This window comes from Parabacteroides sp. AF14-59 (genome assembly GCF_003479515.1).
Lineage (GTDB): Bacteria > Bacteroidota > Bacteroidia > Bacteroidales > Tannerellaceae > Parabacteroides > Parabacteroides faecis.
This window is the reverse complement of sequence record NZ_QUHH01000007.1, coordinates 79,460-94,143: the sequence shown is the minus strand read 5'-3', so window position 1 is coordinate 94,143 and position 14,684 is coordinate 79,460. Positions and strand designations below refer to the sequence as shown.

Below are 14,684 nucleotides of genomic sequence, written 5' to 3'. Positions count from 1 at the left end.
TGTTCCGGTTTTGTATATTGATCCCTGTTTTTTTACGGTCTTTTATATCCTTGTGTTTTATTTTGTAAATATCATGATAATAGGTGAATAATAATACTTATTATCCCTGATATTCTGATTACAATAACAAAATAACCTGTAAAAAGTTACAAATACCCCCTGTCTGTACAGACAAAAAATGATAAGTTTGTAAACCTGTTATCAGGGATAAAGGATATGAAACCGATTAGTCTATTACTGTTGTATGAATAGAATGCGATTTATATATATTATTGTTTGTTTACTCTGTACGGTTACTCTCGTACAAGGGGTAGAGAATAAAATCCTGTTTAACCGTCTGGATGTAAACAACGGGTTATCGTCTAATGAAGTGACCTGTATCTATAAAGACCGGAAAGGATTTATGTGGTTTGGTTCGAGTTCGGGACTGAGCCGTTTCGACGGCTATGAGTTCCGCGCCTTCCGGCATGAAGTGGACGGTGCGCTGTTTTCGGAAGCTTATGTGACCCAGATCACGGAAACGGCAGACAGAAATCTGTGGATCTCTTATGAAGACGGAAAGGTTGGAGTCTATAATCCGGTTAAAAATATATTTCTGACATTGGAAGAGGCCCGGAAAGAATTGGGTTTGCCAGCTAATATATCAGGTGTCTTTCAAGGGAAAGACCTGCAATTGATTTTCAGTACTTCAGATAATCAATTGTATGCCTATGATTATTCTACCGGAAAAGCGGTTGTTTATCCGGTTGATCCGTCGGAAGGGCAGGTGTGCGATGTATATCAGAAGGGAGAGATCCTGTATGTGATCCATACGTCCGGTGTGATCGAGATGATCGATTTGCAGCAGGGAAAGTCCATCTTGAAGAACGACCATCTGAAAAAGGCGTGTAAGGCCAGACGATTCATGCTGTTCGTAGATAGTGATAACGAGATCTGGGTTTATCCGGATCCGGAAAGTTATGGGGGATTGTACCGTTTCACTCCGCGGAATGGCAGGTGGAAACAATATAATACTTCTTCTCCTCTTCCCCTGAATTCTTCGCTGATACGGGGAGTGGAGGAAGATTCGGAAGGCGTGATCTGGATTGCTGCCGATCATGGTGGCCTGAATCTGCTGGACAAGAAGACGGAAACGATCCGTTACTTGAAGAATAACCCGTTCGACCTGCGGAGTATCAGTCAAAACAGTGTGATCAGTTTATATAAGGATGATACAGGGATTATCTGGACAGGTACTTACAAGAACGGTATCAACTATTATCATGAAAGTATCTTTAAGTTCCGTTCGCTCCGTTATCCGGTTATGGAGGCTGAGGATGCGGAGATCAATGACTGTAATTGCGTCCTGGAAGATCGTTCCGGGAATTTGTGGATCGGGACTAACGGGAACGGATTGTTATATTATAACCGGACAACCGGACAATACCGGAAGTATCGCCATGATCCGGCTGATCCGTCGAGTATCAGCAGTAACATTGTTGTTTGTCTGGAAAATGATGCCAGCGATAATCTCTGGATCGGTACTTATGTCGGTGGACTGGATTGTTTTGACGGGAACCGTTTTAAACATTACCGTCCTCAGACCGACAGTTTGAAAGAGTTATCGAACAACAGTGTCTACAGTCTTTATGCGGATGAGGCCGGCAATCTTTGGATTGGCACGCTGGGAGGAGGCATGGATTGTCTGGAGCTGAAGACGGGGGAATGGTCACATTTCCATTCGGGCGACCCGGAGAATCCATTGGGCTCCGATTATATTTATTCCATATCCAAAGGTAATAAGGATGAATTACTGATAGGTACCTCGTTGGGTGTGAATATGCTCGATACGAAAAGCGGGCGTGTATCTTCTTTTAAAGGGGAGATGAACAGGGGGAAAGTGTTCAATGATAAAGCGATCAATACAGTTTACCGGGATAGCCGTAATCTGTTGTGGATCGGCAGTAATAACGGACTGACCGTTTATGACCCTTCCCACGATAAACTATATCAACTGGATAAAACGAATGGTTTGCCTGACAACGATATTATGTCTATCCGGGAAGATGATACTTATGTTTTGTGGCTTGGGACGAAGAACGGTTTACTCCAGCTAACCCCACATTATAAGAAGGACGGAACATATCGGTTTAATTGTGTCACTTATTATGAGAATGAGGGTGTGCAGGGTCGTGTTTTTAACCGGAACAGTGTATGCCGCTCTGCTTCAGGAGAACTGATCTTCGGAGGAACGAACGGACTGACTGTTTTTAATCCTTCCCGGATAAAATATAATTTCTATCCTCCGGCAGTTGCCGTTACGGGTTTCCTGGTACAGAATGATCAGATTTTGCCCGGACAGCCCTATAACGGGCGTATCATCCTGCAGGATGATATCAGCTATTGCAACGAGTTGTCGTTGCAATATGATGAACGTAGTTTTTCTTTGAATATCGCGGCTCTTAGCTATTTTCTTCCGGAGAAGAACCGCTTTTCGTATATAATGGAAGGCTTCGACAAAAAATGGGCTACCATCGATGCGGTAAACCGGAATATTACTTATACCAATCTTTCTCCCGGAACCTATACCTTTCTGTTGAAAGCAGAAAATAATGACGGTGTTTGGGGGCAGGAGCCGATAAAACTAAAGATAACGATCATGCCTCCTTTCTGGGCGACCAACTGGGCGATCTTTTTATATTGTATCCTGGCTGCCATTATCGTGTTCGCCATTATCCGGGGTATTCTTCATATTCAGAAGCGTAAATTCGAGAAAGAACAGGAACGGATACGGGCCAACCAGCTTCATGAGATGGATGAGATGAAATTACGCTTCTTTACCAATGTCAGCCATGAGTTCCGTACGCCTTTGTCCCTGATCATTACACCGATAGAGAAGCTGATGAAGAGCGAAAGTAACCCGGAGAATCAGATGATACTGAAGTTGATCTACCAGAATGCGAACCAGTTATTACGTTTGGTAAACCAGTTACTCGATTTCAGGAAGATCGATGTGCAGGGTGTCCAGCTACTTTTATCCTCCGGAGATATCGTGTTGTTTGTCAGGAATATTACTTATTCATTTAAGGAACTGTCGGAGAAAAAGAATATTCGTTTTTCGTATACGACTTCCTTCCCTTCGTTGGTCATGAAATTCGATACGGATAAGGTTTTTAAGATCGTATCCAATTTATTAAGTAACGCTTTCAAGTTCACACCTGAAGGAGGGGAGATATCTGTTAACCTGAGCATGCAACAGGATGAGGAAGGAAAAAGCATGTTATTGATCCAGGTCATTGATACGGGAATAGGGATTGAAGAAGATAAATACGATTTGATCTTCAATCGCTTCTATCAGATACCGTCGGAAGATAAATCCGGAACGGTGGTTGGAACAGGCATCGGATTACATTTATGCCGTGAGTTTGTCAAGTTGCATAACGGGGCGATCTCCGTTAGGAGCCAGGTTGGAAAAGGAAGTACGTTTACGGTATCGCTTCCGATCGAACTTCCGGAGATACAGGAGATTATCTCTTCGCCGGATAAATCGGATACGACCGGAGTCGGGGAAAGGACAGGAATATGGGAAGAAAACGAAATACTCGGACAGGCACAGCAAGAAAATACGGAGATGCGTACGGAGCCGAATAAACCGACTTTACTCATTGTCGATGATAATGCAGATTTCCGTGAATTCATGAAGTTGAGTTTAAGTGGCTTGTACCATGTATTTACGGCTGATGACGGTGAACAGGCCTGGAAAGTTATTCTGGCAGAACTTCCGGATATGGTAGTCAGCGATGTGATGATGCCGGTAACGGACGGGATCGTTTTGTGTAAACGGATCAAGCAGGATATCCGTACATCTCATATTCCGGTAATTCTTTTGACGGCGAAATCGGCAGAAGAGAGTAAAATGACCGGTCTGGAAGCAGGAGCCGACGATTATATCGGCAAACCGTTCAATATGGATATGTTGATTCTGAAGATACAGCATCTGGTAGAAATGAAGAAACGGTTACAGAAGCAGTTCATGCAATCATCGCAAACAGGTATTCAATTGGCCGATATCCCGATCAGTTCGATGGATGAGCAGCTGATGCGGAAAGCGATAGCCTATATCGAAGAACAAATAGCTAATCCGGAACTTTCTGTCGAGCGGTTGAGCCGGGAGATGGGGATGAGCCGTGTGAACTTTTATAAGAAAACACTTTCGATAACGGGTAAAACACCGGTCGAACTGATTCGTGCAATCCGTATGAAACGGGCAGCGCAACTGCTGGAGAAAAGTCAGATGCGTATCAACGAGGTTGCCAGTGAGGTCGGTTTCAACGACATCAAATTATTCCGTAAATATTTCAAAGATGAATTCGGGACGTTGCCGTCTGACTATATGAAAAGAGAGTAACCATTAATATACAATTACCATGAAAGCCATTTCAATGACCATTACAGGACTTCTGATCCTTTTGTCAATGGGCAGCCAGGGAATTATTGCCCAATCGCTTCGCCCTTCCGTTCCTGTGGAACACTATCGCTGGAAAAGTGTTCAGATCGTAGGCGGAGGATTTGTAGACGGGATTGTTTTTCATCCGAAGGAAAAAGATGTACGCTATTGCCGTACCGATATGGGGGGTGCCTATCGTTGGGATAAAGAAACGCAACAGTGGGTTTCTATGCTCGACTGGATCACTTATGACGATAACAATCTGGTCGGTGTGGAGAGTATTGCGGTCGATCCCAATGATCCTCAAACCGTTTATCTTTCATGCGGAACCTATACCCGTAGTACGAACGGCGCTGTCCTTTGTTCAAATGACGGCGGACGTACTTTTACCCGTACTGACATGCCTTTTACCATGGGAGGAAATGAAAATGGCCGTGGTAATGGCGAACGCATGATGGTAGACCCTTTGAATAGCGATATAATCTATCTGGGTACCCGTCTGGATGGTCTTTGGCGTTCAGCAGACCGGGGAAGAAGCTGGCAACAGGTCTGTTCGTTCCCGAATGTGGCGGAAGTTATTCCTGAGGGAGGTAATCCGTGGATGCAGGATCGTGGTTGCGGTATTAATTTAGTTTTGTTTGATCCATCGGGCGGCACAGCCGGTAAAGGTTGTTCGACTTTGTATATCGGTGTTTCACTGAAAGATCGTGATAATTTCTTTGTCAGCCATGATTATGGGGAAAGCTGGCAACCGCTTGCGGGACAGCCGGTACAGTACCGCCCCACTCAGGCAACCCTTTCAGAAGACGGCTATCTGTATATTACGTATGGCAGTAATCCCGGCCCGATGCGGATGAATGACGGGGCGGTCTGGAAATATGATCCTCGCACTGAAAAATGGCAGGATATTTCTCCGGTAAAGGCTGATCCGGATAAAGGGGCTGCTTTTGGATATGCCGCAGTGTCTGTCGACCGGCAGAATCCGAAGCATCTTATTGTCAGTACCTTCAACCGTCCGGTTGCCGGCTCGTATGCGGAAGATGATATTTACCGGACTACCGATGGCGGTAAAACCTGGAAGCCGGTCTTTGCAGGAGGTGCCCGCTTCGATTATGGCAAAGCTCCTTATGTGGAGTTTACCCCGTTACATTGGATGTTCGATATTGAAATAGACCCGTTTGATCCCGATCATGCCCTGTTTACAACCGGATATGGCGGTTGGGAGACATTCAATCTCGGTAATATGGATAAAAAAGAACCGACACAGTGGCAAGTGATGAGTACGGGGATAGAGGAAACTGTTCCTTTGGAATTATACAGCCCGAAGCAGGGTGCGCAACTGATCAGTGCGATAGGTGACTATGGCGGCTTTACCCATTTGGATTTGGATCGTCCCGTTCCGTCCGGTAGCCATGCCGATCCCTATTATTCCAATACGACCGGTATTACCGGGGCAGAAGATCAACCGGATCTGGTTGTCCGTGTGGGGACTGTTTCGCATCATCACCCTGAAGGCAAGCCGTTAGCCTATTCGATGGATGGGGGAAAGAGTTGGCTGGAGCCGGTTTCCCTGCCTCAGGAAAAAGCTCAAAATGGACATGTCGCTGTTTCTTCTGACGGACGAACCTGGATATGGACACCCGACCGCATGCCTGTCTATTATACGAATGACCGGGGGGGAACTTGGTCGACTGCAGAGGGAATCCCTGAGAATCTCCGTGTGATTGCCGACCGTGTCAATCCGAAACGTTTTTACGCTCTCGATCTTTCTGCCGCTGTTTTATATGAAAGTATGGATGGCGGTGTCAGTTTCCGGTCCCACCCATTGCCTTTTACCCCATTCGACAGTAAGGCACGCAATGCCCGTGGTGATCGCCGGGGAGGACAGGACCGTGTGTATGCTACGCCGGGAAAGGAAGGCGACTTATGGATTGCCGCTTTTGACGGCCTATATCATGGTCTTTCCGGAGAAGCATTCGTACCCCTGGATAAGGTGCGTCGCATCTACGCTTTCGGTTTTGGAAAAGCCGCGCCCGGTTCGGATTATCCGTCATTATATCTGGCAGGGATCGTGAACGGAGTATCCGGCTTTTTCCGTTCCGACGATGCCGCCCGCAGCTGGGTACGTATCAATGATGATGACCACCAATACGGATTGGTGTTGCAGATCTCCGGAGATCCGAAAAGATATGGGAGAGTATACGTCGGTTCGCATGGGCGCGGAATTGTTTATGCCGACCCTTATTAGCTATATATCAGATTGATAAATCTATGTGTTTTTCCACTAATGATGGAGGTAAAAACAGGGGAATGAACAAAATTCCCCCATAAAAAACACAATTTATCCCTCTTCATTTACCGTTTTACCCGCATCGTGAAACATTATTTCCTTCGTGTTGGAAGTACATGAACTAATTTTGTTTCAGTTAAAAATTTATTTTTTACTTTAAATCAATTCAGTATGAATAAACACGTTAAAATTTTGTTGACGCTGAAGTCTTTGGGATTTGCATTCTTATTTAGTACCGGTCTTGTTGCCCATGCGGCAGTAGATAACGGTGATGTGAATCCGGCAAGCACAACTGCTATGCAGCAGTCGAAAAAAATCTCTGGTATCATTACAGATGAGAAGGGCGAACCAATTATCGGGGCGAACATTGCTGTAGTCGGTACAACGATCGGTATAATCAGTGATATGGATGGCAAGTACGAACTGGAAGTTCCGGAAGGCGCTGAGGTGAAAGTCTCCTATATCGGTTATAATCCTCAAAGTTTTAAAGTAACCCAGAAGACTTCTTATAATATAATATTAAAAGAAGACTCCGAGATGATCGACGAAGTAGTCGTTGTCGGTTACGGTACGATCAAGAAAAGCGACATTTCCGGTTCCGTTGTTTCGGTCGACAAGGAACAGATGATGAAACGTAATCCGCTGAACCTCGCGCAAGGGTTGCAGGGCTCTGCCGCCGGTGTGATGGTTTCCAAGAACTCGGGTGACCCGGAAGGGACGGCGACAATCCGTATCCGTGGTGTCGCGACGGTGAACGGCTCGGCCGATCCGTTGTATGTAGTCGACGGAGTACAGGTCGGCAGTAATGCCAACTTTGTAAATCCAGCCGATGTGGAAAGCATCGAAGTCCTGAAAGACGCTTCCGCCACCGCTATCTACGGTGCCCGTGGTGCGAACGGTGTCGTTATGATCACGACGAAGAAAGGGGTGAAAGGGGCAACCCAACTCAACTTCTCTGCAAACTTCGGTATCCAGAACATGACCGGTAAGCTGGACGTAGCCGATGCCGACCTTTTTGCCTACTCTGTTCGCCAGGGACGTGCCAACGATGCCGCCTCTATCCAGAACAAAGCCTTCGGTGCAGACTATGCAGGCCGCCTGCGCACCATCGACTGGCAAGACGTTATGACCCGTACCGCTTTGCAGCAGAATTACATGCTATCCGTTTCCGGTGGCAACGATAAGACACAATCGACTTTCTCGGTCGGTTACCTGAATAACGACGGCGTGATACTGGATTCCAACTTCTCCCGTCTGACGGCCCGTGCCAATGTAACTCACAAGGTAAAAGACTTTATCGAAGTAGGCGGTAACGTCGCTTTCGTTCATTCTGAAAAGGTGGGAGGCGGAAACCTCCGCAGCTATGCGACATTGACTCCGACTATGGATTATGTGGATGAAACCACCGGCCAGTTCATCAGCAACGACTGGCGCGCCAATGCAGACGGAACTTACAACGCTTTCATGCAGATCAGCGGTGAAGGCGATATCCAGAAAGGCCAGGACAACCCCTATGCCGCCAAGATGGAAGAAGATAAGACCCCTACCTATGAAAACAAATTTGTCGGCAGTGCCTATCTGAACCTGAATCTGTTCAAGGGATTGCAATTCCGTACGATCGGCTCCTATACGCTTTCGACAGTAGACGGAAGCGGTTTCAATGTCGTCAATCCGCGAAGCATCACCGCAGCACAGACCAACTCCTTCTGGATGAACCAGTCGCAGGATAATAATATCGAGATCGAAAGCTATTTCACCTATAACTGGAAGAACGATATCCATAACCTGACGGTCATGGCAGGTAATTCGGTCACCAATTACTGGGGCCATTGGGTCTCTTCCAATGCAAGCAATTTCCTGGCAGACAGTTATCGTCAGATGTCGTTGACCAGCGACCAGACTTCACGCATCGGCGACGGCGGTTATAATCTGAAGACGCGTTACATCTCCTGGTACGGCCGTGCCATGTACACCCTGATGGACCGTTATATCGTTACCGCTACCGTACGTCGTGACGGTTCATCCAACTTCGGATCGGGTAACCGTTGGGGTACTTTCCCTTCTGCCGCTTTGGCATGGCGTCTGTCTGAAGAAGACTTTATCAAGAATCTGGATATATTCAGCAACATGAAGCTACGTTTCGGTTGGGGACAAACCGGTAATGCAGGCAGTGCGACCAGCCTTTCCGTTGCTCAACTCTCTTCCAACCGCATTGCTTACGACTGGGGACAATTAGGAGGTTCATCTTCCAACTATAACAAGGTAGTCGGCTTCGCCCAACTGAAAGAAATCGACACCAACCTGAAATGGGAAACGAATACACAGACAAATATCGGTCTCGACCTGGGCTTGCTTAACAACGACCTGAACATTACGATGGATTATTTCATCCGTGACTCCAAAGACCTTCTGCTTTATCGCAACATGCGCCCGTCTACCGGACACGGACAGGTTTATACCAACGCCGGACATATCCAGAACAAAGGATTCGAGTTCAGCGTATCCTATAACAAACGTTTCGGCGACTGGAACCTCGGTGCTACACTGACCGGCTCTACGTTGAAGAACAAAGTAATCGAAGTGGGTGACCCTATCTACAACAACCTCGATGCGAACGGCGATTTGATTACCGACGACGGCGATAACTGGACTAACCACTCCGTAACGATGGAAGGTCACGCAGTCGGTTCCTATTACGGTTATGTAGTGGAAGGTATCTTCCAGAGCCAGGCCGAAGTAGATGCTGCGAATGCCCTGGCAAAGGAGAACGGATACGACGCTTACCAGGTAAATGCTACCACTGTGGGCGATTTTAAATACAAAGACCTGAACGGCGATGGCCATATCGACGGTGACGACCAAAAAGTATTAGGGAACGGTTTCCCGAAGCTGAACTATGGCCTCACCCTGAATGCCAGCTGGAAGAACTGGGACGCCATGATCTACATGTACGGTGTTGCCGGTATGAAGATCAACTCGTATGCCGCCATGAAAATGACACAATTATATAAGACGGGCGGTGGTGTACAGAACACATTGAAAGAATACATCAACAATGCCTGGAGCGAATCGAACACGAATACGATGTATCCGCGCATGACAATGAATGATAACAATACAAACATGAAAGCCTCCGATGCCTACGTGAAGAAAGGCGATTTCCTGAAAATAGCGAACATCCAGATCGGTTATACCTTCCCGAAACGTTGGTTGCAGCCGCTCCGCATGGACAATGCACGTATCTTCGCCTCTGTCGAGAACCTCGCGTGCTTCTCCGGCTATAATAAATTCGGCGATCCGGAAGTCGGCAATGCAGCAGTCTTGCAAACCGGTTTCGATGGCGGCCGTTACCCCTATCCGCGTACATTCACATTTGGTTTGAGCGTACAATTCTAATTATTTAATCTTATAATTCGAGTCTTATGAAAAAAATAGTTATATCTGCCTTATCGTTACTCCTTTTGCTTACGACAAACAGCTGTAAGGATTATCTGGAAGTAGACCATTACGATATTTTGCCGGGCGACTTCATGTTTCAAAGTGAAGACAACGTGGAAGGTGGCCTGATCGGTTGTTACGATACCTTCTATCCCTCCAAAGAAGACAACGAGGCCGGTGCCGACGGTTCCATGTGGGGCTTTAAGCCACAATACATGCTGTCGAACCATCCGACCCTCGACACACAGGCAAGCGGTTGGGATAAAGCCTATTGTACGGAAGATTGGACCTCTTCCAGTTCCGAATTCCTCTCTTTATGGGTAGGCTGTTATAAGGCGATTTCCCGTTGCAACACCTTGCTCGACGGTCTGGAAAGTATGGACAACGATCTTTTCAGCGAAGGCGAAGCCGGCAAGAAGAAGATCGAAGCGCAGGCACGTGCTATCCGTGCTTACAACTACCTGGCTCTGGCGAAAAACTTCGGACGTGTGCCCATGCTGATGGCTGGCGAGACGTATGTAAATACACCTTCCAAGCCGCGCCCGGATACGGAAGATGAAACATGGCAGGTAATCATCGACGACCTCGCATTTGGTGCTTCTGTTCTCGACTGGACACCGATCAATGGCGAGTACGGACGTATAACAAAAGGTTTCTGTTTAGGTTATCAGGCCGAGGCCCTGATGTATCAGGAAAAATATGCCGAAGCTAAGACTTTGCTGAAAGAAATAATCGACAGCAACACCTATTCACTGGTTCCATGCTTCAGTTATTTGTATGATCCTGAAAAAGCATGGCAAACAGAAGACGTCTTTGCCACAGTGATGTGGACAGACAATGGTAATAACATGTCGGGTGTGCAAGGGTGGTCGCCAACGGAAGATCATTATATGACAGCATGCTATTGTGCCGCTTCGATGGAGTATAACGGTTGGGGTTCCTTATTTGTTTCCTGGGAATGTTACAACTCGTTTGAGGATGGCGACCGCCGCCGTGCCGCCTCTATGGTGGCTTTGGGAGAAACAAACCCCTGGACAGGGCAAACGATCGGTGCAAACGGTGCCCCGAATGTGAAGACTGGTTCCGAATATATGCCGAATATCTCCAGTTTGAAATACTGGCGCGCCAACTGCGACTATTGGACGACGATCAACCAACCGTTTACCATGCACCTGCTGCGTTATGCCGCCATCTTGCTGAATTATGCAGAATGTAGCTTCCAGACCGGCGACGAAATAAGTGGTTGGGATGCGATCCGCCAGATACGCGAACGTGCCTGGGGTAACCATGAGGTCAGTCTGAGCGATGCTAAATATCCGATTCCGATGCAGACTGAAACAGTGGCAGTGCCTGACGCTAAAACCTATTACACGAAATACAAAGCGGAAAAAGGTTATTCTTCCGATACCTGGATGGTTGCCGTCAATATGGAACGTCGCCATGAGTTCAATGCGGAATTTAGCCTGTTTTATGATTTGAAGCGTACCGGAATGATCGAGGAGTTTATCAACCTGGAATATCCGAAGGGAGTAGGTACTGCTCCGGGATCGGATGCTGCTTATCAGGACTGGCGCACTTATCGTACATTCGATTATAACAAGGATAAGATGCTTTATCCGATTCCTTATCAGGAAATCTTAACGAATGCGGAGATCGGACCGGAAGATCAGAATCCAGGTTATTGATTGTAAGTGTTTATTGTAGTTTGGTAGTAACTCTTCCCTTTGGAGAGGAGGCAGGGGTGTTAAAGTCTGTTGTAGGAAAGACCTATAACACCCCCTTTATTTCCTTTTGCGGAGGAAAACCGTTACTATCAAAATGACATTGCCCTATCGGGTAAATCAGATTACTATACCATGTATTTCAGATTACCTCACCGGGTAATATTTTTTAACGTATCAAAAAGACGGTAAAATAACTTGTTGCATTTCATTATGCTATTAGGGATTGATAGGTCTTTATTAAATCTTATTCACATGAAACGAACACTTATCGGCATATATTTACTGGCTTCTGTCTTCTCCTTGACGGCTCAGGAGTTCAAGCTCAATTCATCCGGATACTTCAACAACGGGGGAGTAGATGTAATGTCGTTCAACGATTTCTATCCCGAAGGCCATCAGGGGGGCGTCAGCCTTATCATGCATGGTAACCGGATCGCTACCAACGGTGATATCCGTCTCGAAGCAACACCGGGACAATGGCAGCCGGTGCCAAAACAACTGGATCGCATTGTAGATAATACTTCCAACACGATCATCACGCGACTTTCCTATCCCGATTCTTCCCGTCATATGACAGGTTTTAATCCGATGATCTACCCTGACCTCCAATTCAATTATACGGTCCGTGTAGAAGGGAAAGGCGGGAATATCGTAGTGACGGTCGACCTCGACCGACCTATCCCGGCAGACTTCGCTGGTAAGGTCGGCTTTAATCTCGAACTTTTTCCGGGCGATCTTTTCGGCAAACCCTGGATCATGGATGAACAGGACGGTATTTTTCCACAACAGCCTAACGGACCTACTTTAAATGTACGTTCCAATCATCAGCATACAGGTGATTACTGTTCTTTTACGAAAGAAAGCGGCCTCTTGGCTGACCGGAAACAGCTGGCGGGAGACGGTTCATCTTATAATCCCATCGTCGCCGACGATCTGATAGCCGAACCTTATGCGGTTGGACATTGTTTCACCGTCCGCCCTGACGATGCTTACAACAAATTTACCATCTTATCGGAAAACACAGAATTAAAATTATACGACGGACGTATGAACCATAATAACGGTTGGTTTGTCGTCTGCAGCGAAATTCCTGCCGGAGTGACGAAAGGCGCTGTCTGCTGGACTATCACTCCGAATGTAGTAAAAGATTGGCTGTATACGCCTGTTATCCAGACTTCACAGGTCGGTTACCACCCGGCGCAGCCGAAAGAGGCGATAATCGAGTTGGATAGCCGCGATAGCGCACGTCCTGAAGCTATATTATACCGTCTTACGGCAAAAGGAGAGGAGAAAATCCATGCCGTAGCCCCACAGCCGTGGGGAAACTTCCTGCGTTACAACTATCTTAAATTTGATTTCACGGACGTGAAGGAGGAAGGGCTTTACCGGATTCGTTACGGAAACTCGGTCTCTTCTGTTTTCCGCATCGCCCGGAATATCTATGAACGGGGCGTATGGCAGCCGGTCCTGGAATATTTTCTTCCGGTACAAATGTGCCACATGCGGGTGAACGAAAAATATCGGGTGTGGCACGACTATTGTCATTTGGACGATGCCCGTATGGCTCCCGCCCTGAATCATATCGACGGATATACGCAGAATGCTTCTACTTTGACAAAGTATGCCCCGGGGGATATCGTTCCGGGATTAAATATCGGCGGATGGCATGACGCGGGTGATTTCGACTTGCGCGTAGAATCGCAAGCCGGCGAATCTTATATCCTGGCATTGGCTTATGAGGCTTTTCGCGAGGATTATGATGTCACCTCCATCGATCATCATAACCGGATCACCGAGATCCATCAGCCGGATGGTAAACCGGACCTGTTACAACAGGTCGAGAATGGTGCCTTAACCGTAGTGGGAGGCTATCGTGCCCTGGGCCGCCTGTATCGTGGAATTATTTGCAACGACCTGCGCCAGTATGTCATGCTGGGCGATGCCGGTGCCATGACCGACAATGTGATCGGTAATGCCGACGACCGCTGGGTATTCACCGAAGATAACCCTTCCCGCGAATTAAGCACTGCCGCCGCCCTGGCTGCCGTCTCCCGTGTGTTGAAAGGCTTCAACGACACCTTGAGCGTACAATCTTTGCAGGCCGCCCGCGAATTGTTTGATCGGACTCGTGTGACCGATCGTTCGGAAATAAATAAGTTACAGGCTGCCGTAGAACTTTATCTGGCAACTCACGAGGATGGATACAAAAAATATATCCTTGGGCAACAGAAACTGATCGTTGATAACATCGCCCGTACAGGCTGGTTTATCGGACGCGCCGATCAGGCCATCAAGGATAAAAAATTTACAGAGAACATACGCAAGGCACTCGCCGCTTTCCGCCGTGAACTGGAAGAACAGAAAAAGGAAACCCCGTATGGCGTCCCTTATAAGCCGAGCATTTGGGGAGCAGGCTGGGATATCCAGTCGTTCGGCTATCAACAGTATTTTCTCGTGCAGGCTTACCCTGACCTGTTCGGGCCGGAGTTGCTTTACAGCGCGCTCAACTTCGTGCTGGGTTGTCATCCGGGCAGCAATACCGCCTCCTTCGCTTCGGGTGTGGGAGCCAATTCGGCAACGGTAGCCTATGGATTGAACCGTGCAGATTGGTCTTATATCCCCGGTGGTGTGATCTCCGGGACTGCCATGATCCGTCCCGACTTCCCCGAACTGTTGACTTTCCCTTTCCTCTGGCAACAGACAGAATATGTGATGGGAGGAGGTTCCTCGCACTATATGTTCCTGGTACTCGCCGCCCGTCAGTTATTGGGAAATAAATAAAGGCTAACAAACAGATACCAACATA

Annotated in this window: 5 protein-coding genes; all 5 read left to right on the top strand. The window is 47.3% G+C overall.

Translation table 11 applies throughout. From position 1 onward, the window contains the following. Positions 1–253: 253 nt before the first annotated feature. The 5 genes from DWW23_RS10120 to DWW23_RS10100 all read left to right on the top strand — a co-directional run bounded on the left by DWW23_RS10120 (position 254) and on the right by DWW23_RS10100 (position 14,659). Entirely contained in the window at positions 254–4,387 is a 4,134-nt protein-coding gene (locus tag DWW23_RS10120) for a two-component regulator propeller domain-containing protein (protein ID WP_122353167.1), read from the top strand. 19 nt (positions 4,388–4,406) lie between these two features. Then, positions 4,407–6,674: an exo-alpha-sialidase gene (locus DWW23_RS10115; protein ID WP_122353166.1), complete on the top strand. Its 2,268-nt coding sequence runs from the start codon at positions 4,407–4,409 to the stop codon at positions 6,672–6,674. A gap of 213 nt (positions 6,675–6,887) precedes the next feature. Next, entirely contained in the window at positions 6,888–10,112 is a 3,225-nt protein-coding gene (locus DWW23_RS10110) for a TonB-dependent receptor (protein ID WP_233564300.1), read from the top strand. A gap of 26 nt (positions 10,113–10,138) precedes the next feature. After that, positions 10,139–11,839, top strand: coding sequence for a RagB/SusD family nutrient uptake outer membrane protein (locus DWW23_RS10105; protein WP_122353165.1), 1,701 nt, complete (start codon positions 10,139–10,141; stop codon positions 11,837–11,839). Positions 11,840–12,130: 291 nt separating this feature from the next. Next, positions 12,131–14,659 (top strand): glycoside hydrolase family 9 protein, encoded by a 2,529-nt coding sequence (locus tag DWW23_RS10100; protein WP_122353164.1) that lies wholly within the window; start codon positions 12,131–12,133, stop codon positions 14,657–14,659. Positions 14,660–14,684 lie beyond the last annotated feature (25 nt).